This window comes from Guptibacillus hwajinpoensis, from assembly GCF_005144865.1.
GTDB lineage: Bacteria > Bacillota > Bacilli > Bacillales > Guptibacillaceae > Guptibacillus > Guptibacillus hwajinpoensis_A.
Window position 1 is genome coordinate 1,063,065 of the sequence record NZ_SWFM01000001.1, and the last position, 26,060, is coordinate 1,089,124.

Below are 26,060 nucleotides of genomic sequence, written 5' to 3' on the forward strand. Positions count from 1 at the left end.
CACCTTCCCACTGAACATCTCTATTCCACTTTCACCTTACCATGATCAACTTCAACCCAACCAGAGAAAACCAGTAGAAAACACTGCAATTACTACTATCACATTGAAGCTCAATAGACTAAGCGTATACATGTAATCCCTTCGATTTATGGCATATTTCCATTCGAAAATAACTTGAACGCTTTCTGAAACTACCAGAAATACAAACAGGACAAACCATGCTTCCAAATACCAAAGTGATTCTGCCGGGAGTCTCGTTACGTTGTAGATCGCACCCATAATAATAGCTACCATAAACGTAATTCTAATGCTCCAATCAACCTTACTATGTAATTTATTCACGTGGTTATAGGAGAAGAATTTCCTCTTCTCAACCTTGAGTCATCTTCTCATAACAGCACTGAAAATAACGTTTATACCGATAAGAATGGTCATTAATAAAACTAGCTTTAGCCAAAAATCTGGACCTATACCATACAAAAGCCGCTCCTCCCTCCTTCATACTAGTTCAAAGGGAGTTATCAATAGGATCGTACTAACACCTCCCCCTTCTTCCAATTATTTCAAAATATTAAAAACAACTCAATAAATAAAAAGAGCTTATCACACTGCTGATAAACTCTCATAAGTTCAATTGTAACTAGTAGTAGAGGAACACAGAGACAGGTAAATCGTCCCAAAGCGACTATGTAAAGAAATCTCTAACATGATACCTATCCTATTCCATCCACAAATAGCCTAATCCCAATACCAAATCTCAACAACATATTTTGATTCTGGTAAATAGTGAACCTCTAATACCTTTCCCTCAAATGCCTCATCATCAAGAATTTGTCGATTCTCTAATCTCTCTCCCTGAATTGTAAGGTATTGAGAAATGTATCCTCTAGTTGACGATGTATGTATCCCCGCTCTGCCTTTGACAATTTCATGATTTTCTTTTAAGTAATGTGGAATATCTAGAAAGTAATTAAGAACACCTATTTGAGTAAATAATACAACCCCTCCTACTGACACCCCTACTAATGACACTCTTACCAAAAAAGCTTTAAGATGATAGAAAGGTTGTTTTAGATATAGTTTCTTCTTTAGAATCGCTACAAAACCGATTGCTACAAGTCCAATGAATGTCATTGCCCACCATAGTACATAACACCAAAAGTGGTTATTAAACATCATTAAAGCAATGTAAATACCTAGAATGACCCATTGATATGGTTTCCCATTGTGGTTTCTTCGTTCATACTTCAGGTTTTCATAGAAATTCGATAAATCCTGTTGTTGTCTCATTATAATCAACCCCTTGGACGAGGCTCCTCTCTTTGTATTGTTTACAATTAGGAACATCTCACTTCACTGACCGAATCATGAAGTGAAACGTTACTAATAGAAGCACTAGACTTGCTAAATCATCGTCCTCTCTGATCCCACTCACGCAACAAACCGACACTTCGGAAAACTGGAGCAACCCATAAATTCTCCTCTTTTCCCCGTTCGCTTCACAAGTCGCTCGCCACACTTCGGGCAAATATTCGCATTCACCTTCATTTGGTTGATCTCTCTCTTCTTCTGGATCCCCTCAATGTGAGCCTGCTGCACTTCCTTAATGTTTTCTTGATCACGTCTTTCGAGAACCTTCAGCCTCACGCGAATTTCCTGTTGTGAAAACAACGGGAGAACATCACTCGGATACTGATCGACAACCCGCTTCAAATCCTCTGGATGAATCACATCGCTATTCCGAAATGGTTCTCGAAATTTAAGCTCAGAACGATTGGTGAAAACAACGACTGAATAATAAGGAATATCAGCGAACTTCTCTCCAAGAAACGATTTAAGGGATTCGATATGGCCATAGTTTTGATGAAGAGGATTTTTGAATTTCTGCTTATGGTTCTGAAAGGTTTGCGTCCAGTAGGGCGCTTTCTCACTTCCATAGATCCATCCACCATAGTTCTTCGTTTCAATCACAAAGATCCCTTTATTCGTAACCATCACATGATCAATCTGGCTCCTTGATCCATCACTTCTCGGTATGTACAAATCATGTAGAGCAGAAATCTGATACTCTTCGTACTGAGCCAACTTCTCAATAGACCTTCGAACAATTCCTTCCCCAACCTGCCCCTTAGACGTACCGAAATTCCAATTCGCCTTAAGGAGTAACTTGATGAAAAGATATGCAAAACCACCGATTACTAAAAGAGAAAAGAATGATGCCATGATGCTTGCTCCTATCTCACCGATTGATATTTTACATATATTACTATCGGGTTGGGTATGAGAGAAGTTTAGTGGTTTTTCTTATGATCTACTAATTATTATCAAAGTTCGCTATTAAAGTTATAAGCCGTTCCGATATTTCATTCCATTCAGCATTAAGGTTCAACGTTTTGATATAAATGCCTTTCCCTGCGAATGAATAGCTAGCATTTATTTCTTTATTGATCGTTGGATACAGTAACATACCTTTAACTGTTCCAGAAAAATGACTGCTATTTACATAGGCAAATATTTGATACAAATGCCCCGTACGAACTTTTTCTTTATCTGTCCAGTTACTAGTCGTCAGTGTTTCACCATAATACTTTGTGTCTATAATAAGCTGGGAATTTGTAAGTTTATTTTCTACAACGATATCCGTTCGCATTTCTGGTAGAAGGGATAACTCTTCATCACTAACGGATTGATCTAAATTCCAGTGAATTTTAGGAGAGTAAACACGATAGATGCGGCTATCCAAATGACGGCGGTAGAAATTTAAAACGAATTTTTCATAAAGCTTTGCCATTTGCCTATCTTTAATAAAAGATAGAAATTTCGTATCACTACCCTCTTCCCTAGTAATGAGTCCCTGATAAATTAATTCACTAACACTCATCAACATTCTATAGTGGTAGTTGTTTCTATTAAATCGTAATGAACTAAATGTTTCATTAGACATTTGGATATCCTGAATGTCTGAGAAATACAACCGAAGCTTTCGTAACTTCTTATTGAGTGTCTTATCTAGCATAGGGGCCTTTAATAATAAATTGATGGTCGCTTTTACGATTTGATTCAGTTTAATGTCTACTGAGAAGTTATCATATTGGCAAACCATCCTGCCGTTACGAAACGTTTGTTTTTTTATAGAATCCGCCACTTCGACTTTACCCTTAAGCGTTGATACTTCTTTACGCTCCTGAATGTAGCTTCTACTTAATCCTCTTTTTATTAAACTATTTGTCCCATTAATATAAATTCTAGCTAGTAAGTCATAGATGTTATCAAACTTCACACTACCAACTAAGTTCTCATCTGATTGGTCCAATACATTCCACGCATAGCAGAGCATGTGGTAGATGTTTTTTATGGGTATAGTACTATTACTCATAACATTTAACTCAATAACTCTTCAACATAGTTTTTAGCTTTATCTTCTTCATCGAACCAGTATTCGTTAATAAGTGGTTCAATCTCATACCTAATTACTTCATCATACCAATTTTCCGAATCGCTATAATGAGTGAAGTAACTATGCCCTATTCTAAAGCCTTTACCCAAATTCACATCATTTGCTATAACAGAGTTGATACTACCAATCTTACGCTGTATTTTATTTACTAATTCTTCACTAACGCCTTGCTCCAAAAGATGATCTTTGAATTTTGGTGATTCAAACGCTGGCTCCAATTCAACGAAGCAGAACCTTCTTCTTAATGCATAATCAATAATAGCTAGACTTCTATCAGCAGTATTCATCATGCCAATAATATATAAATTTTTAGGGACAGAGAAAAGATTATCGGAATAGGTAAGTGTTATCTTTTGTCCGCGCTTATCACTTTCAATAAGCATAAGTAACTCTCCGAATATCTTACTTAAATTACCACGATTAATTTCATCAATGATTAAATAGTAATTTTCATCGGGGTTTCTTGATGCTTCTAGACAAAATTTATAGAATGGACCTTCTTTCAGTTCAAAGCCAGATTCATTAGGTCGATAGCCCATGATGAAATCTTCATAAGAATAGCTTTGATGAAATTGCAGCATCATGATCCTTGCGTCATCTCGCTCTCCCATCAAAGAGTAAGCAAGTCTTTTAGCAGCAAAAGTCTTCCCTACTCCTGGTGCCCCCTGTAAAATGAGATTCTTCTTCCTAGTTAATAAAGATTTGATCGTTTCATATTGGCTTTCCTCTATAAAAACTTTATTTAAAAAATCTTCCTTCGTATATTTCTCATTTTCTTTTGTTTGATTTGTTAACTTCTCTTGAAACTCTTCCTCTTCTTCATCTTCCACTAGTAAACTTCCATCCCAGGCTTTGTAAGATAGCTCAGGAAATGAATGAAATGGAAAATTCTCTTCAGAAAATCTTTCCTTGATTTCATCAATAAGATCCACATATTCCCTACCAGAGTATAACTTTTTAGGTACGCGAGGCAGAATATCAAAATGCTTATTTGCCAGAATTTTTCTCGTATTTTGATCTAAGGGCAGATACTCCCAGGGCTTGATCCAATACAAACCGATCGTAATCTTCCACGAACCCCCGTATTGTCTACGCACCTTATCGTATATTTCGATAAAAGCGTTTTGACTTTCTTCTACTGAATCATTCTCTGTTATTTCAATCGCAATTCTGAACAATTCCCATAGATTGTCGAAATCGTCATCGTTTCTATTTTCTGTATTTCCGAAGAACCATGCATTCATGTTATTTAACACTGGAACACCATTAAATGATTGAGGTACTTCTTCGTTAACATCTAAAAAGTTCGCTATTTCTTTCATAATCAATCGCCTGTTGTGATCTGTTATACCTTTATTAAAAAGACCAAATATCGTGAAAGGACAAACATCCTTTAACAGTTCCTTATCACCTTCAGCATTTTTCTCTGTTAAAGGATTATTCATGTTGATTCTTTCAAATATAGTATGTATACCACTTAATAGCTCACCACGATTTTGTTGAAACTTTAACATCGCTTTTGCGATTGCTTCATAAAAAGAAGTCCATTCAAATTCTTGGTGTGAATTGTCCCCATATTTACTATTCCAATAAGGGTCTTGAATAAACTGTTCAATGTATTGATCTTCATTATTAAAGGTAAAATCAATTAAGTTTTTGTACATCCAGCCCTTTCCTTCTTCCACTTTCCAAATCGTACTTCTACTAGTGAAAAAATACCATTCTTTTATAGGTGTTATAGGCTGCCAGTCTACGTCTACTTTCTTTCCATCATTGTAGTTATACGTAACGGTCCCAATCGCTTTTATTCCCATAACGGACACAGTATTCCCATGATTGTCAAAAGGGAGATTGTGCTTTCTGGTATAGGCAGATTTGATCGCAATTTTGTCTCCTATCTTTATTGATTTCACTTGTTCTATATACCTATCATCGTAACCATTTATCCAAATGCCTTCATTAATAAATCGTTCTGTTTGATCACCTTTAACAACTGCACCGACAAACCATGCTTGTTCCATTTGTTCGATCACCCCTGACTTTTTTAATATAAATAATTAATCAATGCTTTTCTATCCATTTTCGATGTGTTCTTAGTATTAAACTAGCACTATAGGAAGATGTTAACAACAGTCATATTTAGAGGTATTCTCAATGTCTATAATAGACCCGTGAAGAACAATAATTTACATTGCAGGCCTGACAATTCAGATTTCAACAGAAGTAATATGGGGTTTCTTGTATTTATCTCTCAAAACATAAACTATACTAGAATATGAAGTAGTAAATAATCGCTTAGGAGATAACTATGACCTATTCTTTAGATTCAATCGCACACCTCGATCATTCTAAAGCCTTTGCCCAATTAAACAGCAAGTTTAATAGCTTTAATCCTCTAAAAGTTCTACGTATTGAACAGTTTGAAATCAGACATTCTAATGTACTCGCCTGGTTATTAGACCCATCGGAAAATCATAACCTTGGTGACTTCTTTGTTAAAAAAGTTCTCTCTCGCATTTTCACTCGTGCTGAGAATGAAGAACGAATTTTAGATGAATCCATTGACTATGTAAATTACCATTTCGCTTCTTACTCCGATCTTGAAGTATTGCGTGAGGTTCGCACTACAACAGGTCGTTATATTGATCTTGTCGCAAAATCAGATGATCAGAAAACCGTTTTTATTATTGAAAACAAGTTCCATGCTGGGGAATCAGAGGGGCAATTAGAAGATTACATAAGCTATATTTCTACGCTTTATGAAGAAAAAGGCTATACTATCATTCCGATTTTCCTAACTCTGAATAATGTAGCACCATCCAATGAAAAATACTGGGTGCTCGATTACAGCGATCTACTCGATATCATTCAAGTTCAACTTACACTTAACCGCGAGTCTATCGCAGACAGAGTCTATGATTTCTTAACTTATTATGTATCGATAATAAAGGAAGAATTAGTGGAGGATAATGAAGCCATCGGGTTAGCTCTTAATGTCTACAAGACGAATCAGCACGCCATTGACCTCCTTTACGCTACGCATCATGACGAATTAAGGAAGCATCATAGATACAATGAGTTATTTAGACAGTTAGACTCAATTGAAGACGAGACACGTGCTGCGCTGAAACGTATATACGTAAAGCAAAAACAAACAATCGATTACGTATACCGCATTGGCAGCAATGTCCTCCGCCAGGCATTCTTAACCTTTGCCAATAATGAAGACTTTCCTGAAGAAGCCTATCAAGCAGATTCACGACTCCCTTCCTTTATTCTCCCTGATTGGGTTGAATTTAAAGAAGTTATAGGAGAGCCCACCTTCTCTTATTGGCTCGGTCATGGGTTAGTTGTGTGGTATGAAAGAACGTGGGATGAACGGTTAAAGCTCACGATCGAAGTTGGTCCACTTCCTTTTGAGAAAAGACTTCCTTTCTTACATGCGCTAGAACAGCATGGGATTCGTATTAGACCTACTGCAAAAATGGAAGGAAAGAAGTTTACGAGGATTCATTCACAAACCGTGGAAATCGCTGATTGGGTTAATAAAGAGCAAGTGTTACGAGGGATTGACGAGCTTTATCATAGTGATGAAACGAGGAGAATATTAAAATCAATTGCGTTAGCAGTTGAATCACTACTTTTAGATGTTCAAGAAACCGTTGAATTAAAAAGAGAATCTAATATTGAATCTTCCTTAATCCCCAGCCAAGCATTTAATCAATTTGTCGAGCACTACAACGACCAAATTCTAAAATATCGCTATACGAGTCGACATTGTACATTTGTTCTTCACACTTTTGAAAAGTTAGAAGCTACATACGGGAAACCACGTGAAAATTGGTGGCTTAACCATATGCTTATGTTCTGGTTTGAGCGTTTAAATGATGACCGCTTAAAAATCACTCTTGAACTTGGTCCGTTAGAACCCGAAAAAAGAATTTCATTTTTAGAGCAAATCGAAGCTAAGGGCATTAATGTAGCTAGCCGTTCTAAGCTTCCTTCCGCAAAATACACAAGGTTATATTCGATTGCTAAAGTAGTTAATAATTGGACTGATAAAAACGAAGTATATAATCTAATGGATCATCTTTATAAACATGAAAAGAATCAGTTGGTATTGAGGATACTGGATGAATTAGTAATCTAATAAAAAAAGGAACTTCATGGTATAAAGGAGTTCCTTTTTCTGCAATGATTTGAACATTATTAGCTTTAAACAGACTAATCTCTTCCCATATGTATATCAACTAAAAGACTAATGTGTTTTTCTAATAACTTTATATTTTCTTTAGTTTCTTTCTTCATATGTTTAAGACTTATTCTGTCTAATAAATCCCAAGTATTTAATAACAAATTAAAATCATGATTAAGTGCATCTTCTGGTTGAATAGACATAAAGTATTCTTCCTCAAAGATCTTACCAGTATTTAAATTAGTTGACTTTAGAATTTCCCCATCAAATTCAACTCTATAATTTCCAGTATCTAATAACGCATTCATTTCCCATCCTCCAGAACATGTGTGAATTCTCTACCATCTGACTCAACATACTTCTTGTAATATTTCAAAGCATTACTATACATTCTGTTACCTCTCAAGTCTTTATCTTGGAATTGAGGAATCGATAAATACATCTTACTTTTCTTATCTATGGTCACTGAATTATTTATCTGATACAAACTACCATATAATTTTCCCTGCTCAACTAATTCACTAGAAATTGTATTTATCGCTCCTGAATATTTATCAACAGTACTCTGAGCTAAATTAGTATGTTCAGATAGCCATTTAGAAAAAGCTTCTTTTTTATTCATTTTGTCCCTCCGACATATTTATACTATATAGGTCATGCAATAGATTCTAAATATATAAATACCGCTCTGGTCCCTTAAACACTTCTCTCACATGCCAGTTCAAAAAGCGATCCTCAGGCAAATAATCTGGATGGATCGGTCTCCTAATATCCTTCCCATGAAATTGCAGTAACCACTGCTGAAATCCGCTTGTACCATGTGCCTGCTCAGCTACGAGAAACGTATTCTCTTCAGACAACGTAAAGACTCCCCTATCAAACAACTTATGATGCATCGAACAAAGCGCTATCCCATTATTTTCAACATCCGGTCCACCCGCCTGATGCCATTTAATATGTGCCGCTTCCACGCCAACGAGTCTATCTCCTAACCTCACATTAAACCCGCAAACCGCACAACTATATTCATAGGCTTTCAGTATTCTGTCCCGGAAGTAAGGATCTCTTGAACGCTTACCCTTGTACTCTAGATCAAGTCCAACATGAGCTAGAATGTCTTCATGCAATGTTTCAGGAAAATGGTTCCGTAGTAGAATATCTGCCACTTCACATAAAAGTTGGTGATTGTCTTTTAATAAGTTATAGACCTCATCTGTAAATCCACCTCTTACTTGATGATCCAATAATACTCGATTGCTGGGATTTCGGGTGTCGAGCTCTAACTTTGAGCGTAGCTCCCGTATTCCATCGTGCTTTAATCGAACAAATGGCTCTTCCGGATGATAAGACTTTCGCTTTGGTCCAAACTCGATTAATAGACTCGTTAGTTTATCTTTTACCTCTTTATATGGAATGAATTGTGACTGATCGCTTTGCAGTCTAGCAAGTGCATAAAGCAATAAGAGCGGTTTATGCGGGGCACGCTGATTTCCTTTTTTCCAGATGCTTAGTGTCTTCATCGCTTCCTTGAGAGTATGCTCGTTCATTATAAAACTCCTAGTTATGTAAGATGATTATGGATGAATCTACCATTATTAAATTATACCATTTTATGTCGATACGTTGAGAAAAACAAAAGGTTATGGGAAGTTCTGGATAAGATCCAATGTTATAATGTTAGCGGGGGTGAAAGCGTTGGGAGATATTAAGCTCTTTAAACTCGGAAGTGAATCCGTTACTGAATTAGAGGGTCAATCTGTTTCTGTAGAAAAATCACTGCAAGAAATTATGGAACAACACTTAGAGACGTTTCTAGGAGTACGTTTCCTTGCTTCGGAGTACACGACAGGAAAGAAACATGCTGGAAGAATTGACACTCTAGGCATTGATGAAAATAATGCACCAGTTATTATTGAATACAAACGATCAATCAACGAGAACGTTATTAATCAGGGACTGTTTTATTTAGACTGGCTGCTTGATCACAAAGCGGAATTTGAATTGATGGTCATGCGAAGGTATGGAAACACCTTAGCAGATGCGATAGATTGGAGTAGTCCACGTCTTCTCTGTATTGCCGGTGGCTTTACAAAATATGATGAACATGCCGTTCAGCAAATCAATCGTAATATTGAGCTTTATCAATACAAACATTACAATGATGGTTTTATCTTATTGGACCTTGTTAATGCGACAACTGCGCAAACAACTGAGACAACATCCTCAACAAATGGCACCAAACAAATAGCTTACAAAACCGTCAGTGATTATCTCGGTCAATCCACTACTGAGTTACAAGACCGTTTTGAAGCGATCAAGTCCTACATGTTGGCTTTAGGCGATGATGTTCAGATGAAAACTTTGAAATATTACATAGCGTTTAAACGAATTAAAAACTTTGTATGTCTTGAAGTGCATCCACAAACCAGTAAAATCGTACTTTTCCTGAAAATAGATCCAGATACAATTACTTTAGAAGATCAGTTTAGTAGAGATGTTCGTAACATCGGTCATTATGGTACTGGTGACCTTGAACTGTCCATCTATAACGACGAAGATTTTGAGAAAGCCAAACGATACATTCATATGAGCTATGATGTTAGCTAAAGATAAAGAGCACTCCTTTAAAGGAGTGCTCTTTTTTCAAAATCTACGTATTTATTACTTCCAGTCTAGTTCTCTTCTCCTTCTCTTCTAAAAGTTTTTCAAAATACTTTGTATACTCCGATTCTCCACTATAAGAAATCATCAAATATTCAATTGCACGTGTCATACCTATATACATTAGTGCTGCCTCTCGATTCTTATCCTCTTCAAGGGCAAACGGCATGTTATCCGCATTCACAATAAATACTGCCTGGAAATCAAGACCTTTACTGCTATCGAACGTAGACAACTTTACAGTCCCATCATCCTTCTGATAAACACGCTTCGACTCTTGGTTTTCTGTCACCCATGTAACTGGAATGCCTTGCTCTTCAAAAGCTCTTTTTAATGTATCTACTATTCCAGCCTTATAAGTACGTTTCACCCTATATAACACTAGCATCTCTTCATAAGGGACTTTTTTCTCAATATGCAGTTTCCTTATCGTTTTTGCGACATACCTTGCTTCATCTTGCCAATTAGAGAAACGAACAAGTGCTGGTTTCGGTCCTTTTCTCCGTGTACTTTGAGGAGGAATGATTTCCTGGCCCTCCATCTGCCCTGAGACCACTTTTTTTGTTTCTGTATGTTCCTGATAAAAGCCCCAAGCAAATTGAATAATTTGCGCTGTATTCCGATAGTTGATTTGTAAAATCTTGGATCTACCTCTAAAATCGAGTCCTGTATGTTGTAAGTAATTTCGCCCACGTTGGTATATCGTCTGAGCGCGGTCTTCAACTAATAACATAGAAGAAGTCTCTTCCTTCAACAACAAACTCACAAGCCTAAGCCAATCTGCCTCGAAATCCTGTCCTTCATCTATAAGAATCGCATCATATGTAGGTAGAATTGTTTCTCCCTTTTCAAGCTTTTCTAAAATTGCTGGCAATTTTGCCTCTGAAATTCTCAAATCCTTCTTCAACCATTCATGAAAGTTACGTACCGAAATACCTTCAAACCGATTTTCTGGTTCCATAGCGGCTTCAAATAAATCAGTAGGTTCTTCCATTTTGGCTCTTACCATTGCCTCTATCGATCTAGATAGTGAGATGTTGTAACAGAGTATTAAAATTTTCCAATCTGGATGCTTCTGTTTAATTAGTCTCGCTCGACTTGCAAGAATAAGTGTTTTACCACTCCCTGCTACTCCCCTAATCAATCGATTTCCTTCTCCTATTTGTTTAGCTAGCTTTTCTTGATGAAGATCCATTGTTTCTAAGTTATGTAATGATAATAATAGCTGATCTCTATATGGTGCAGGCTGCTTAAATTCACGACTAATTCGCACTTCTGGAAACAGATGATAGCGAATAGCCTTTATTTCTTCCTCTGCAAGAGGTTCCTTCAATCGAAATGGAATGGTAAACATGTTAAGAAGCTTTTCAATTAATTGTTCCTCACAAAACTCTTCCTGATCAGGGTCAATTTCATCTCTAGTTAAAAGAAAAGTTGGGTCAATTACTTCATAAAGGTCTGTTTTAATGCATTGATTTTGCGTTAGACGAGTAAATACTGTTCCGTATCCACATGGAAACTTAAGATTTCCAAGATATCTTCCTTCTTGATTTGTTAGATTACTATCTTTTTTCAATAAACTCTGTATAGCAAACATGTAATCTCTTGCTTGTTTAAGCGGGGATTTCACTGTAACCATGCCATCATTAGAACTATTGAGGACCCACTCATCATGAGTGAGACGATGCAGCGTATTTAGTGTATAATCCTTTACTTCTAAGACAAGTAGCCCTAAATAAGGTCCGATAATCAAGAAGTCTGGGCGTTTTCCATTTACCTCTGGTTCATAATATACAATATAGTCATCATCTAAATATTCTTTCAATGTGTGAAAAAGCACTCGTTCGCCTCTAGTTGCTGTAGTTCTAATGGCCTCTGGTACTGTGATAGCCAAGTCGTTTTCCCCCTCTAATAAACAACAGGTATAATATGGTATTATACCACTTTTTGTATTTAGGAGGTTATTCCCATAGGAAAAAAGTAGGTGAGAGTGTCTCACCTACTTTTTTCCGTTCAATAATGACTTCCCAACGCCCTTTCTATTTGAAAGGATGGTGACTTGGATATAAGTGTACTGCCCTTTAAATGTGGGATTGTTATAGATGGCTAACTTAATCAACTCTCTCGTAAGTGGCTCTTTACAATAAGTTCACCTTTTGGAAGCTTCATGACAAAGGTCAAATTCCGACTTACAGTCATAGTCTCTTCAATCTTACTGTCCTTATAGGCAGCGGGCGTTATAAGGTCATCCGTTTCTTTGGAAGTGGCTGGTGATTTCCTATTAAGAGACATTGTTAATAGATCTATATTTTTCTTATTTATTTTTTCTAGTTGGGCTTTCATTGCAGTGAGTTCATTTTGAAGTAATGAATTTTGTATTTTTAAAACTGATAATTCACTCTCATATCGTTTAACCAACTCAGTGATTTCAGTACTTACTGTTGCGACAACTTTCTCTTTAGTAACGATTTCTTTTGCCCCCAGGATGTTCTCCTCCTAACTAATAACGACACTCCTTATGTATTCAAATAATAACAATGTTTTTTCCCTTATCTTTCCATTACTTTTATAATCGGAAGGCTTCGAGCTAATGTTTAGTAACAAAACAAAAATCCCCCCTCCCCTTCTTTTAGGAAATGGAGAGGGTATTCACTTAGTTAGTAATCTACCATTGAACCATAAGCTTGCTTTGCATCAATTTCTAATGTAATACGTTTTTTGTATCTCCGCCTCTTAGACATTCAAAAAAAGATTGCTTCATTGAAAACAAATTCAAAGCCTGCTCCATCACTTATGATGGAGCAGGCTCTTAACTAATAGAAAAAACTATTTTTATAGTGTGCCAAGAAATATGAGAAAGGGGACTAACCTAAACATCCTTCTCACTAAAATAATTCACCTGAGGCCTTGCCCCTCTCTGACTTCCAACCTCTCGTCCTTTTTCTTTCACCGCATCTTTCGCTCGTCGAACAGCATGACCGTACTTACGCTCCCAGCTTTTTGTAGCAGCGGCGAAGGCAATTAGGGTGACGACTGCGAGTGCGCCTGTTGCTGGTAAGAAGGATGGCGAGATCATTCCTTCTGCATAGGCGACGCCGAGTGGTGAGAAGATGAGATACGTTTCGCAAATGCTTGCGATGAGTAGAATACCTGCAGGCACGCTGTACTTCCACGGTGTCATGTTAACCTTTGACGCTTCTGGGAAGATATAGGCTTTTTCTTGTGGCTTGTAATAAGCAATTCCAAACATGATCGCGACTTCAGCTACGAATAGAATACCGTAGATATGGATGAAGTGGATGTTGAGCGGAAGCCCAAAGATCTGCTCCGTTCCCCATACCATGAAGTAGTAGGCAACAACATGGAAGATGATGGCCACTTTTGCGGCTAATGCCGGTACCTTTTTCGATAGAATGCCGATGAGCACAACGGCAACGATCGGAATGTTGAAGAAGCCTGTGAATTTACGAATCAAGTCCCATAGTCCGTTCGGTGCATACATGAGCATCGGTGATACGAAGAATGTGACAATCGCGATGATTGAACCGAACCACTTACTTGCGGTGATGAGCTGTTCATCTGTCGCATCTTTCTTCATTGCCGGTTTGTAGATATCGAGTGCAAACATTGTGGATGCACTGTTTAGTAGCGAGTTGTACGAACTAAGAACAGCTCCTAGCAAGACAGCTAGGAAGAAGCCAGATAAGTAGGATGGTAGCACGTTCATCACTAGGGTAGGATACGCCAGATCGACGGACTTTAGATCCCCACCGTACAGGTGAAACGCGATAACGCCAGGTACCATCATGAAAATCGGAATCAGAAGCTTAAAGAATCCTGAGAAAATAACGCCTTTTTGGCCTTCTTTTAAACTTTGTGCGCCAAGTGTGCGCTGGATAACGTACTGATTCGTTGCCCAGTAGAACATGTTGGCGATAATGAGGCCTGTGAAGATGGTACCGAATGGAACGGAATCTTCTGGACCACCGATTGCATTGAGTTTTTCCGGATTTGTTGTGGTGATCGTTTTGACACCATCAAGAAAAGCGCCGTTTCCAAGTGCTATTAGTCCGAGGATCGGAACAAGTGCACCGATGATGAGTAACCCTACGCCGTTGATCGTATCTGAAACGGCTACAGCTTTTAAACCACCGAAGATCGCATAAACAGCGCCGATAATGCCTATTCCCCAGATCACGACCCAGATTGACTGAGTATATGTAATGTTTAATATATTCGGTACATCAAAAAGCTTCAATACTGCGAGTGCACCTGAATAGAGCATAGATGGAATCGTTACCAGCACGTATCCAACCATAAACAGCACAACGGTATAGCGTCTTACGCCTTCATCAAATCGTTTACTAAGAAATTCAGGAAGTGTGGTGATCGACATGTTCAAGTATTTAGGCAGCAAATAAAGTCCCATCAGAACGACTGCTACCCCTGCCGTTACCTCCCATGCCATGTTTGACAGGTTCGTTCGAAACGCCTGACCGTTCAAGCCGACCAGCTGCTCAGCCGATAGGTTCGTTAACAAAAGCGAGCCGGCAATAAATCCACCGCTCAGTCCTCTTCCCGCTAGAAAGTAACCATCCGAACCACTGGTGGTCCCTCTCGTCTTTCGATAAGCTATGTATCCAACAAGCACCATGAATGCGATACACGATAGCAATGTAAACCAAAGTGATTGCATCTTGTCTCCCCCTCTACCTCAAGAAAAAATATTTCTCGTTTTAATGTAGTAGGAGAAATAACCTTTTTATTATAGAAGTAAACATTTTTTTCAAATACAGATGCAAAATAGTGGAAATTTAGTAAAAAAGACGCTTAGTTTGGAAGTCGTTTGACCTACAAACAGACCCGGAAGAATACACGAAACGATTTCCCTCTGTAACTATTAAAGAAAAGCCTCAAATTCAGATGAAGTAAATCCCAACAAAAAACAGGACATCGAATCGTTCTCGACATCCTGCAAAAGTTTAATCTCCTCTTCATTCTTCATCCTTATCCACTTTCTTCCTAACCAAATAAATCCACATAACACCGTAGGTTACCATCGCCAATATCAAAAACACAGGTACGGATAAAACATCACGAATCTCCATAACGATCACTCCACTCCTTTATTATTTTAGACTTTCCAATGGAACGGGAAAGAATAAATAGAATAGGATGGCGATGGGAATGGAGATGATCAGTGCTTTAACCGGACTTCGATAATGGATATAAATCATCACGAACAAGATCGTATTTAAGGGAATGTTTAACCAACCGTTCCAGCCATTATCATAGACGTACAATCCTTTATAGGCGAAGAGCGTCTCAAGCAGTGTGTAGAATCCTGCCCATATGGCGATGTAAGTGATTTGATTGATCCTTTTCTTCGGAAAGCGCTGCAGGTAGATGATCAGACCAACGGGACAGATAAAGAATGTGAAGGCCATGTTAATGATAGAATGATTGATCCATTCTGCCGTAACGCCTCTAAACGCCCACAGTGTGTGATTGAAATAGAGGAAATTATATGTAAGATTGGCCGCTATGAAAAAGAGAATCGTAGGATACTGCTTTCTCCACTGTGACCAGTCTATAAATTTATAAGCAAAAAAGATCCAAACGACCATCACGAATAGTAAATACATAGGATTCACCTCAATCGGATTAAGTAGCTTCATCATTGCCACCGATTGGATCTTTTATACTCTAGTAAATGGGGATCCGCGCTTCTCCATACCAAAAACCCCTCTCCTAAAACCCACCCAAATACCTCGCATACCTCATATTCTGAAACCGACAGTTATAAAAAGCCTTGCGATCTTCTGCCATAATCGCGATATAGGGATCAGGGTTTTGGTGATTAATTTCGATGATAGAGATGTTGCACTGATCGTCGAGTCCAATGTCGACGCCGATGTTGCCTAGATGGTAGCCATTCCCTTCAATTGTCTGAATGGCTGCTAAGACAACGCGCTCCATCTCTTTTTCTAGTCTCTGAACCTCTTTTTCTCTTAAATGCCATACCTCTTTCAACGTTTTTCCTGCCATTTCGGTATGGCCACCAGCGGTGATGTTGCTTACAATTTGACCTCGAGCTCCGTAACGTGAGTAGATTCCTAAGTTTCGCCACTGTCCTTTTTGGTTCTTTGCGGCTATAACGCGAAAGTCGATGACGCTTTGTTCATGGGTTTTAAGTGGAATCGTTTGTTGGATGAGGAAGGCGTCCGGTACAAGATGCTCTTCAAAGAAGCGAGAGCTATCCATTTCATTCGTGAAAACTTCCTCATGGCTTTTGTGATTCACATCGAATTTAGTCCTAATATGCGGTCCATCTGCTACAACATTGTAGATTCGTTTCCCTAATCTTCCGTTTAATGGTTTGATATAGACGCTCCCATGCTTCTGAAGCATTTCGTGGATGTTATGGACATCCTTGTACAGCGTTGTTTCTGGGAGTTGATCCTTAAACTGTGGGAGAAGCATGTGATACATCTCCCATTTTGAGAAATGGGGATAGTTAAAGACTTTTCCGCCTAGCAATAATTCGAAATGCCTCATCTGTTCATGGAAGGCTTTCCAGGATGACGTTAGGCTAGGTTCTGCAATGGAAATGACAACGCCTGGAAAAGGAAAGGTCTTCCATTGCCATGTCTTTTTCTTTGGATGATAAAGAAAGCCTTGAATCGTACCTTTTTCTTTATTAATCCCTTCAATTGAAAAGACAGCTATCGCTCCTCCAATATAGCGATATCCTTTCACAAAGCTGTTATAAGTTGGTAGCATTTCTGCTACTTTTTTGTTCGTTAATTCGCTTAAGATTCCAATGAAAGGTCCAATTATGATCTTGTTGTCATTCACGACTAAATCATAAGCACAAGATACCTGAATGCCAAGCTGTTTCATAACGTTGCTAGATAGGTAGACTTCATTCTCATTTACAAGGTCAGATTCATGCACGGTTACGTCCAAAGACTTGATCCCAAATTGAATGCGAACGGTCTCTTTTGAATGACCTGACCGACCAAGCATAGTTGACTCCGATACAATCAGCTTATTGTCTGTTTTAAGATATGGTTTAATAACATACATTCCACTACCTCCGCCCCAAATACAATACGATCCACAATCCGTATCTGTTTAGCTACTGAAGTAGTATATGCTTTTGGTAGTAAATAGGAATGTGCTGCCTATCGATCGGAAGGAAAAAATAATGAATTTGCCCTTACAGACTTCTAGTAATCCGAATAGGATACATAGAAGTCAATTAAGAGAGTAGGTTAATAATGAAAAACCTTCCATTACATCAGATTATTCCTCTACTAGAAGGAAGAGTTATTTCTGGAAGTACAACGAAAACAATTAAAAACGCTGCGAAATATGGAGAGCATCTCATTACAGATCATTCGCTGGTGTTTATGCTTAAAAGAAAATCCGCCTTACCTTTACCATCAGGCGTAAACAATATAACCGTTGTTACCTCAAACCCAAAAGCACTTAAAAATGTGAAAAAAGATGTTACGGTACTCTATGTGGAAAATGTGAAAAAGGCGTATTATCGATTTGTCTCCTATTATCGAAGCTTATTTCAGATTCCAGTCATCGGCGTAACGGGGACATGTGGAAAAACAACCACAAAAGAAATGATTACGTGGATTCTAAAGGAAAGACACAGCGTTGTGAGTACAAAATTAAGTCATAATGGCTTAGCAAGAAACCTCGATTATTTATTGGAGATCGATGAGACAACTGACAGAGCTGTCTTTGAAATGGGGGTATCGGGTCCGAACCAATTACTGTATTCGGCTCATTATTTCCGTCCTCAGATCGGGATCATCACCGCAATTGGGACAGACCATATCGAAGGATTTAGAAGCCAGGATGCTTATATAAAGGAAAAAGCATATATGCTGAAAGCCGTCGGAGAAAACGGAACGATTATTCTGAATCGAGATGATGAAACGATTCGAAGCCTTGATTTACGTTCGTTCAGCGGTAAGGTGATTTATTATGGCAAGGATTCGTCTGCGCATTTTCGTGCACATTCCATCACCTTTAACCTTGAAAAACAAGGGATGGATTTCAAGTTCGTTTGTCGAGATGGAGAATACGCTTGTTTTGTGCCGGGCTTTGGGACGCACAATGTTTCAAATGCACTAGCCGCCATTATTGCTGCGTCTCTTGTGGGTGTAAGGATACAAGATGCGATACGTCGCCTTAAGTCATTTCATCATATCAAAAGTCATTTGCAATTCCATGAAGGAAGAAAAGGTAGCTTACTCATTGATGACACTTGGAACACAAACCCAACTTCCATCGAAGCGGCGTTAGAAGTTCTCGTCGAAACAGCTCAAGGAAGAAAGACCGTTGCGGTGATAGGCGAAATCGAAGAGCTTGGTTCTTACGCGGAACAAGAGCACCGCAAAGTTGGCTCACTTGTCGCCAAGAAGAGAGTCGATCTTCTTATCGCTGTTGGAAAAAACGCCCTTCCGATTTGTAGTGAAGCGGCCAAGCTAGGGATGAATCCTCAAGCGATCCATTTAATCACCACCCAATCGGAGTTACTCGCGCTATTGAATCAAGTCGCATCGCCTAACACATCAATTCTCTTAAAAACATCGATGCGAAGATCGTTTAGTAACACGTTACAAGCGTTAGTGGCAAAATCAAAGATAGAGTGATTAGCATTTTAAGGGGTTCCGATTTGAAGTGTAACATCCATTTGGCTTTGCAAGTACTTCCTAAAAAAGATAAAGACTCGTCAATTGACGAGTCTTTTGCCTTGGATTGGAACTGATCGTTCTTTAGATTAATTAGTTACTCCAGAAATCGAAGCAAATACAAAATAAGAGAAGAGGCTATTCTCTTTTTGAAGTCAGCATTCCTATTATGAATAAAAGACAATAAGGAGGACCATTGCAAACACAAACTTCTTCATTATTTTGGGCATTTATTATTTATGGTACCCCAAAATGATTCACGCTTCGGCCCGGTTATATTGCTGTGGGCGATTGGTTTTTTGGTTCTTTGATTCCTGCACGATGATTACAGAGCTGATCACCATGATCATTCCGATATATTGCCACGTCGATAAGGTTTCGTTGAAAATGAAGAACCCGATGACAGAGGCGACGACTGGCTCAATCGTTGCTATAATCGAGGCGCGGCTTGATTCCACATATTGAAGACCTTTCGTGTAGAAAATGAATGGAAGCATCGTAGAAAGAAAGCCAAGTCCGATTACGAGTCCTATGACTTTTAAATCGGTTAAAGTAGAAACTCTCGAACCCAATCCACTGAAAGGGACAATTGCGAATGAAGCAAAAAGAAACGTGTACACCGTAACGGTTAATGAGTCATATTTCGAAAGTGCTGCTTTTCCGAATATGCTGTAAAGGGCATAGAAAAATCCTGATCCTAGTCCAACGATTAATCCATAAAGCGAAATGGATGCGGTGGATCCAGAAAAGACCCCAATTACAAGGGAACACCCTATCAACGTAATCATTAGGGCAGTGACTTTGCGAGCGGTCAGTGATTCTTTGAAGAGAATTCGAGATAGAATCGTAACAAACGCCGGTGCTGTATAAAGTAAGATGAATGCAATCGAAATAGAAGACTCTTTCATAGAACTGAACAAACACCAATTGAAAAGAACAATACTAATAATACCGGTACCTATGAAATACCCGGAGTCCCTCACCTTTATTTTGAACAGATGACGATTCTTTATAAAAACATAAAGGACCAAGAAGATGGAAGCAGTTAACACGCGCATTGCTACGACTTCTAGCGGCGTAAATCCTATCTCATAAAGGTACGTGACGAAAATCCCTATTACTCCCCATAGTGAAGCTCCGATTGCAATCAGTAGCCATGCTGATTTACTTTCCATCAACATCCCTCCTATCTATAATCCATTTATACTAACACAGGACAGGCCTATACTCTGGTCATTGAAGTAGACCGTCCCCACAATGATTTAATAAACCATTGTGCACGGATAAAGTTCTTTTGCAAATAAAATCAAAGTGACTGGCATGTGTGTTAGTCATACTCACAAACGTCATCCATTTTAAGCGTATTGACGGGAGAAGGAACCTGTCCCTCTCATTTTTCTAAATCACTCCCTTTACTTTAATAAGAGACTTATGGAAAATAGATATTCACTACTACTAACCCTATTACTGAAGAGGTATATATCAACCAAGCAATTCTTCTATTACCTTTGGATATTCCTTTGTTCCTTAACGCTCGCAGTTGTTTATAAGTCATAAATACAAGCACAAAAAACGAAACTAAAAGTAGTTCATTCATTCTCTTCACCTCTACTTATTCTTCCACAATCTTAACCTAAACCTGAATAAAGCGCCTACTATTTATTCAGTAAGCGCTCCAAATAATTGAAGAAGCAGGTAAGACAACCAAAGTGCAAATCGAATTAGTTTTCGTATTCCTACAATATTAAATTCTGTTAGTTAATACTGATTCTAAGTATTAGAATTAGAACTTCTATATTTATTAGCTCTATATTCTGTTGAAAAATAGAAAAGGGAAACAATAAACAATATAGTTGAAAGTGCCATAATAATTCCGTTCCATTCACCATTAAATATGGTGGTATTTACAAGAGTCATCGTATGCATTAAAGCCACCATAGTAGCAAAATCAGTGAAAGACTGATTAGCAATTTACTATAAAGAGAAGATTCAAAAGAAAATGCCGCACACAATGAAGATTTGTGAGGCATTTTTATTTATTATACCAACGTTTTTCGAACTGCTGATCGTTAGGTAACATAATCGTACAACAGTTTGCAAGCGTTCCATTATTATAGGATCCTTGTAACTAGAGTATGCTGATTTGTTTATATATTAAAATGGGGCAACCACCTACCCTTTATAAGCGCGCTTTAATGTTTCAGTATCAAGCTTTTCCATGTTATAAGTAGCTTTTACTACTCTTTGAGACTTTTCACGGTCAGGGTCATTAACCATCTCCCATGCAAACGATGGGGCAATTTGCCAAAAAACGCCATATTTGTCTTTTACCCAACCACATGGTTCTTTCTCACCATCCTCGGAGAGTTTTTCCCACAGCTCATCTATTTCTTCCTGAGTCTCACACCTCACGTAAAGCGATATACCAGCACTGAATTTGAAGGAAGGTCCACCATTTACTGCCATGAGCTCTTGATCATCCAGCTGAAATCTAACTGTCCTGACAGTACCCGCAGGTCCAGGTTCTCCTTCTCCATAGCGGGTAACATTCACAACCTTGGAATTTTTGAAAATTGAGACATAAAAATTGACGGCCTCTTCAGCCTGATCATTGAATGCCAGATGCGGTGTGATTTTTTGCATCATTTCACTCATTTTTACATCCTTCCTATTAATTATTTTGACATACACATCATAACTGCCCTACTATTTACTGCCAATTATTTCAAAATATTATGAATATCACAACCTTTTATTCCATAAAAAAAAGAGAGCGTATCTTATTACAGATAAGCTCCGAGATTAATCAAGATTCAGTATCAAGATATCTTCCTTAACACCATTACGCTTCTATTACTTGATAAGATCTCTTTTAATAATTGAATACATATATAAATCATCAAATTTACCAAGAGTATATTCATAGTGCCTAAGTAAACCTTCTTTTGTAAAACCTAGTTTGCTAACCAATCTTTGTAATTGACTATTACTAGGCTCTATCAAAGCCTCTATACGTTCTAACTGATAGTGATTAAATCCATATATAATAATAGCTTCTAGCGCTTCAAAGGCAATGCCTTTCCCCCAATAATTTCTATTTAATTCAAATTCAACTTCAGCTCTATAATGTTTGTGCTGCATATTTAAATACCCGCAACTACCTATAACCTTACCTGAGTCTTTTAAAGTAACTCCCCACCTAATACCTGTTCCTTCTTTTATTATTGATTGATACCATTCGATTTCATCCATTACTTCTTCAACACTTTGAGCAGGCGGTAAACCCATATGTTTTACGACTTCTTCATCGGATAAATAGTGATACATATCCAAAGCATCTTCTGAGGTTACTTCTCTAAGTATTAGTCTATTTGTTTCAATTATTGGATTGTGCTTTTCCATTCATGTTCCTTCCCTTAACGTTTTTCTATTTTCTATTATAGCTCTCACATATACAGAGGCTCCGGAATGTATGTTTCGATCTTCAGCTCTTGCTCCGGAATTCAGGAATAACGTAAGACACATCTCTTAAATTTATTTCTTTAGTATAAACGCATCTTCTGTACGATCCCACTTAATGATCAACTTAAATTCTTCATCTTTTTTGGTTTTGGCGCAACCAGTACAAGAAAGATTCAATCCTTGATTACCGACAAAATGGGGCACTCTGCAACAATTTAATTTAACAATTTTTTCCGCTCTTTTTCTTTCAGTCTAAGAGATGAAGAATATCTCTCATGAATCATAAATATGTATGAACATGCCTTTAATCGCTTAAACCATTTGTTGAGCTAATTGAATGATAATCTTTCTAGAAATCTCGATTCAAAATAGTCAAAGATACAAATTTATAAACCATGTGTCTTTTAAGGCATTCTCTTACTATAACACTGTTGTTTAACAGCAAGAAAGATTCGCCCATCGATGCTTGTTCTATCTATAATGAAAGACTTGGATACCATTCCGTCTAAGAAAGGTTGTCTATTTGATACCTACCTAATCTTTGCTATAGCAATGATCATGAAATAAGGAGTGTATAAGGTGACCTATAAACCAACGAAACACAACGATAGTGGTACGATTTTTGTAGTAGATCCTTCACCACTTAATTGGCTTTCTATATTATTTAACACGATGGAAGAGGTCATTAGAGCTGATCGCTTCGGTAATATAGTTCCTTCATTGGCTCAAAGTTACCGATGGATCGATCAGAAGACTGTGGAATTCGTGTTAAGACGAGATGTGCATTATCATAATGGGGAAAATTTCTCTGCAGATATTGTTAAGCTGAATTTTCGTCAAACGAAACGTTGGATAGCCCCTCATCCACCTGGAACATGGCTTAATTTGCCGAATGGATCAGAATTAGAAATCATTGACGATTTTACGATTAGATTCCATTTTCCAAAGCCCGATGGTTTAGCTGTAGCAAAAATGCGTGCTCATCACAATGCTAATCACCTTTTTTGGCAACAGATCGGTTTCGGATATGCTAAAACAGGCAGTGGGGAAGGTCATTGGTGAGTGCTTGACGCACCAGGCCCGTGGGGCACTGGACCATTTAACCTTACTCAAGGTTATTCATCTATCCAAAACATTCAGGCAATCATAAACAAAGACCCTTTCTCTTCTACGTGGATAACACAACAAGAGGAACGTACACCTCTTGTTGTGCTTGAAGCTAACAGACAATATTGGGACCCTTCTAGAGGACCAAAGGTAAGTCGAGTAGTATTCAAAAATGATCTCTCAAAAGAAGATGCTCTACGCTTATGTATGACAACAGAAGGGCAAGTTGATATTGTTACACAAGTTAAACCGGAGAATGCAAAAAAAGTTCGAACCTCAGAATATGCAAAGCTCGTTCATGTAGATGGCAATAAAGTATTCGTAGGATTATTCAATCGGTTTAAACGTGATGTTGACTTTTCAGATGACAACTTAAGATTGGCTTTTAATTTAGCAATTGAGAGAGAGACGATTATTCAAAAGGGTTTTTATGGTTATGCAAAAAGTGTTCCTGCTTTAACACCTCAGTGGGCTGTAGACTTTCCAGAAGGCTTAACTGCTAGAGGGTGTCATGCAAATAGAGCTCGTAATTTGCTTAAGAGTTCAGGCTGGAGGCAAGGAAGAAAGCTAAAAGTAGCGACTACAATTGAATTTCAGCATATAGCTACGATCATAGCTTCTCAAATTCAAGATACGTTACAAATTGGTGTAGAGGTTACCATCTACAATTATCATGATAATTTAAAATTGAGAAGAATGTTAGCAGAAAAGAAGTTTGTGCCTACATGGGACATTTTACTTATTCGTTCATCTGCTCTTTTCTTGGAGGGCACTCCTGCCTTCTTCCACAGAGAATTTTTTGGTTCTGACGGCGCATTACGAGTAGGTCCCAAAAATGAAGAATTTGATCAGCTATTTAACAAAATGGTGGCCCAAACAGATCAGAGTAAACTTATTTCTGTCGCAAAAGAAATTGATCGCTACGCTTTTAAAGAATCATTAGGACTTTTTATATGCAGCCCTCAAGATTTATATGCCGTCAATCGCCATGTTAACTTTTTACCGTATAGGACAACATTTGAACTAGCAGATACGAACGTAACCGATAGCCATTGGTCTAGAGGTTTTCAAGAGGGTAATAAATGATGTTAAAGGCGTTCAAGTGAACGTCTTTTTTGTCGTTATCAGAAATAGATAGTTAGCCCTAACATTCACATTTCTCGTTACGCAGTTATGAGTAACATAAAAATAAATGGTTAAACTAACTCAAGTAAATTAAAGGAGGTTTACTAATGAAAAAGAAACGTCATCTAACAAAAAGCACCGCTTCTGAACTTGGAATTCTATGGTCTCAATATATTAATGACAGTCTTTCCCGATGTATTCTTCGTTATTTTCTATTCCACATAGAAGATGAACAAATAAAGGATGTAGTTCAAAATGCTCTTACCCTATCTGAAGCTCACCTTGAAAAAATCAAACAATTTCTATCACTAGAGAACTATCCAATCCCTATCGGATTCACAGATGATGATGTTACAGTTGACGCTCCTACGTTATTCACTGATACATATATAATCATGTATGTCCAAGTTATGTCAATTCACGGTATGACTAGGTATGCTGGGGCTGTCGGCAGTTCTTTACGGGCTGATTATATTAAATATTTCATCGATTGTACGAATGAGACAATGGATTTATATACGCAATCGAGCAGGGTCGTGCTTGAAAAAGGGATCATTACCAAAGCTCCAACTCTTAATAATCAACCAAAAGTTGATTTTATACAACGACAATCCTTCTTAACTGGCTGGCTTGGTAGTCGGAGGCCAATTAATGCAGTCGAAATTAGTGGTACTTACCTAAACTTACAAAAAACGATGGCTAAAATGGTTCTTGAATTAGGCTTCAGTCAAGTGGCTGAATCTAAAAAGGTTCGCGAGTATATGGAAAGAGGTAGACAGGTTTGTCATAAGCATTTTAAGCGTCTCTCAACGATGTTAGAAGAAGATAACTTACATGTTCCAAAAACGTTTGAGACAGAGGTAACAGATTCAATAGTTCCTCCTTTTTCAGATAAGCTAATGATGTATCATGTAACAACTTTGCTTTCTTCCGCGATTGCCTATTATGGTGAAGCATTAGCATTGTGCCAACGAAGGGATTTATCTGCTGCTTATTTCAGAATGATAACTGAAATAGGAGTGATAGCTGAAGATGGAGTGAACATTTTAATAGATAATGGATGGATGGAACAGCCACCCACAGCCACTGATCATGGCGGCTTGTCAAAAAACAAGTAATGAAACTCACCCATAATTGTAAAATTACCCATAAGGTGCACTTCAGTTATTTCCAAATCCAGAGTTCTAAACTGTATTCAGGGTGTACCTTTTTGCTACGCAAAAGCTTATTGGGGATATAAGCACAATAGGAGCGCCACTCCGAACTACTTGAAGACTGAAATCGAGATAACCGTATATTCTAATTAATCCTATGTATTAAACGACTTGACATAAAC

General features: G+C 37.9%; 20 protein-coding genes and 1 pseudogene. 6 read left to right on the forward strand and 15 right to left on the reverse strand.

Annotation, left to right across the window (positions count from 1 at the left end; genetic code table 11):
* Nucleotides 1-51 precede the first annotated feature (51 nt).
* The 5 genes and pseudogenes from FBF83_RS05280 to FBF83_RS05300 form a co-directional block, all read right to left on the reverse strand.
* Nucleotides 52-369 (reverse strand): annotated as a pseudogene (locus FBF83_RS05280) (DUF4181 domain-containing protein); the annotation flags it as partial.
* A 369-nt stretch (nt 370-738) separates the two neighbouring features.
* The gene (locus tag FBF83_RS05285) at nt 739-1,290 is read right to left on the reverse strand and encodes a hypothetical protein (protein WP_136946061.1); all 552 of its coding nucleotides are present in this window, start codon (nt 1,288-1,290) and stop codon (nt 739-741) included.
* 141 nt (nt 1,291-1,431) lie between these two features.
* Nucleotides 1,432-2,223, reverse strand: a complete 792-nt coding sequence (locus FBF83_RS05290; RefSeq protein WP_136946491.1) for an NERD domain-containing protein — start codon at nt 2,221-2,223, stop codon at nt 1,432-1,434.
* A gap of 91 nt (nt 2,224-2,314) precedes the next feature.
* Entirely contained in the window at nt 2,315-3,376 is a 1,062-nt protein-coding gene (gene mcrC / locus FBF83_RS05295) for a 5-methylcytosine-specific restriction endonuclease system specificity protein McrC (RefSeq protein WP_136946062.1), read from the reverse strand.
* Between the two features lie 5 nt (nt 3,377-3,381).
* Nucleotides 3,382-5,478, reverse strand: a complete 2,097-nt coding sequence (locus tag FBF83_RS05300) for an AAA family ATPase (RefSeq protein ID WP_136946063.1) — start codon at nt 5,476-5,478, stop codon at nt 3,382-3,384.
* A gap of 287 nt (nt 5,479-5,765) precedes the next feature.
* Here FBF83_RS05300 and FBF83_RS05305 point away from each other — a divergent pair, with 287 nt between their 5' ends.
* Entirely contained in the window at nt 5,766-7,607 is a 1,842-nt protein-coding gene (locus FBF83_RS05305) for a PD-(D/E)XK nuclease family protein (RefSeq protein WP_136946064.1), read from the forward strand.
* Nucleotides 7,608-7,681: 74 nt separating this feature from the next.
* Here the strand turns inward: FBF83_RS05305 and FBF83_RS05310 are convergent, their stop codons facing one another.
* From FBF83_RS05310 to FBF83_RS05320, 3 genes are read right to left on the reverse strand one after another with little or no spacing between them, the layout of a single operon-like run.
* Nucleotides 7,682-7,960 carry a hypothetical protein gene (locus FBF83_RS05310; protein WP_136946065.1) on the reverse strand — a complete coding sequence of 93 codons (279 nt, stop codon included), beginning with the start codon at nt 7,958-7,960 and terminating at the stop codon, nt 7,682-7,684.
* Nucleotides 7,957-8,274: a hypothetical protein gene (locus FBF83_RS05315; RefSeq protein ID WP_136946066.1), complete on the reverse strand. Its 318-nt coding sequence runs from the start codon at nt 8,272-8,274 to the stop codon at nt 7,957-7,959. Before FBF83_RS05315 ends, FBF83_RS05310 begins: the two co-directional genes overlap by 4 nt.
* Nucleotides 8,275-8,320: 46 nt before the next feature.
* On the reverse strand, nt 8,321-9,199 hold the full coding sequence (locus FBF83_RS05320; protein ID WP_136946067.1) for a phosphorothioated DNA-binding restriction endonuclease: 879 nt from the start codon (nt 9,197-9,199) through the stop codon (nt 8,321-8,323).
* A gap of 148 nt (nt 9,200-9,347) precedes the next feature.
* Between FBF83_RS05320 and FBF83_RS05325 the strand changes: the two genes are divergently transcribed.
* Nucleotides 9,348-10,259 (forward strand): DUF5655 domain-containing protein, encoded by a 912-nt coding sequence (locus FBF83_RS05325; protein ID WP_136946068.1) that lies wholly within the window; start codon nt 9,348-9,350, stop codon nt 10,257-10,259.
* A 43-nt stretch (nt 10,260-10,302) separates the two neighbouring features.
* Here the strand turns inward: FBF83_RS05325 and FBF83_RS05330 are convergent, their stop codons facing one another.
* From FBF83_RS05330 to FBF83_RS05345, 4 genes are all read right to left on the reverse strand, one after another.
* Nucleotides 10,303-12,207: a 3'-5' exonuclease gene (locus tag FBF83_RS05330; RefSeq protein WP_136946069.1), complete on the reverse strand. Its 1,905-nt coding sequence runs from the start codon at nt 12,205-12,207 to the stop codon at nt 10,303-10,305.
* Between the two features lie 975 nt (nt 12,208-13,182).
* Nucleotides 13,183-15,009, reverse strand: coding sequence for a solute:sodium symporter family transporter (locus FBF83_RS05335; RefSeq protein WP_136946070.1), 1,827 nt, complete (start codon nt 15,007-15,009; stop codon nt 13,183-13,185).
* A gap of 433 nt (nt 15,010-15,442) precedes the next feature.
* On the reverse strand, nt 15,443-15,991 hold the full coding sequence (locus tag FBF83_RS05340) for a CBO0543 family protein (protein WP_240687981.1): 549 nt from the start codon (nt 15,989-15,991) through the stop codon (nt 15,443-15,445).
* Between the two features lie 73 nt (nt 15,992-16,064).
* Entirely contained in the window at nt 16,065-17,402 is a 1,338-nt protein-coding gene (locus FBF83_RS05345; RefSeq protein WP_136946071.1) for a YheC/YheD family protein, read from the reverse strand.
* A 194-nt stretch (nt 17,403-17,596) separates the two neighbouring features.
* On the opposite strand from FBF83_RS05345, the gene FBF83_RS05350 reads away from it, so the two are divergent.
* A complete protein-coding gene (locus FBF83_RS05350) occupies nt 17,597-18,991 on the forward strand; it encodes a Mur ligase family protein (RefSeq protein WP_136946072.1) in 1,395 nt (464 codons plus the stop codon).
* A gap of 296 nt (nt 18,992-19,287) precedes the next feature.
* On the opposite strand, the gene FBF83_RS05355 is transcribed toward FBF83_RS05350, so the two are convergent.
* The 3 genes from FBF83_RS05355 to FBF83_RS05365 form a co-directional block, all read right to left on the reverse strand.
* Nucleotides 19,288-20,205, reverse strand: a complete 918-nt coding sequence (locus FBF83_RS05355) for a DMT family transporter (protein WP_136946073.1) — start codon at nt 20,203-20,205, stop codon at nt 19,288-19,290.
* A gap of 997 nt (nt 20,206-21,202) precedes the next feature.
* On the reverse strand, nt 21,203-21,685 hold the full coding sequence (locus tag FBF83_RS05360; protein ID WP_240687982.1) for a VOC family protein: 483 nt from the start codon (nt 21,683-21,685) through the stop codon (nt 21,203-21,205).
* 198 nt (nt 21,686-21,883) lie between these two features.
* Entirely contained in the window at nt 21,884-22,432 is a 549-nt protein-coding gene (locus tag FBF83_RS05365) for a GNAT family N-acetyltransferase (RefSeq protein WP_136946074.1), read from the reverse strand.
* 639 nt (nt 22,433-23,071) lie between these two features.
* Between FBF83_RS05365 and FBF83_RS05370 the strand changes: the two genes are divergently transcribed.
* The 3 genes from FBF83_RS05370 to FBF83_RS05380 all read left to right on the forward strand — a co-directional run bounded on the left by FBF83_RS05370 (nt 23,072) and on the right by FBF83_RS05380 (nt 25,842).
* Complete coding sequence (locus FBF83_RS05370; protein ID WP_240687983.1) at nt 23,072-23,554, forward strand: ABC transporter substrate-binding protein; 483 nt, start codon at nt 23,072-23,074, stop codon at nt 23,552-23,554.
* Nucleotides 23,555-24,685 (forward strand): ABC transporter substrate-binding protein, encoded by a 1,131-nt coding sequence (locus FBF83_RS05375; protein WP_136946075.1) that lies wholly within the window; start codon nt 23,555-23,557, stop codon nt 24,683-24,685. It begins immediately after the preceding gene.
* 146 nt (nt 24,686-24,831) lie between these two features.
* On the forward strand, nt 24,832-25,842 hold the full coding sequence (locus FBF83_RS05380; RefSeq protein ID WP_136946076.1) for a DUF3231 family protein: 1,011 nt from the start codon (nt 24,832-24,834) through the stop codon (nt 25,840-25,842).
* Nucleotides 25,843-26,060 lie beyond the last annotated feature (218 nt).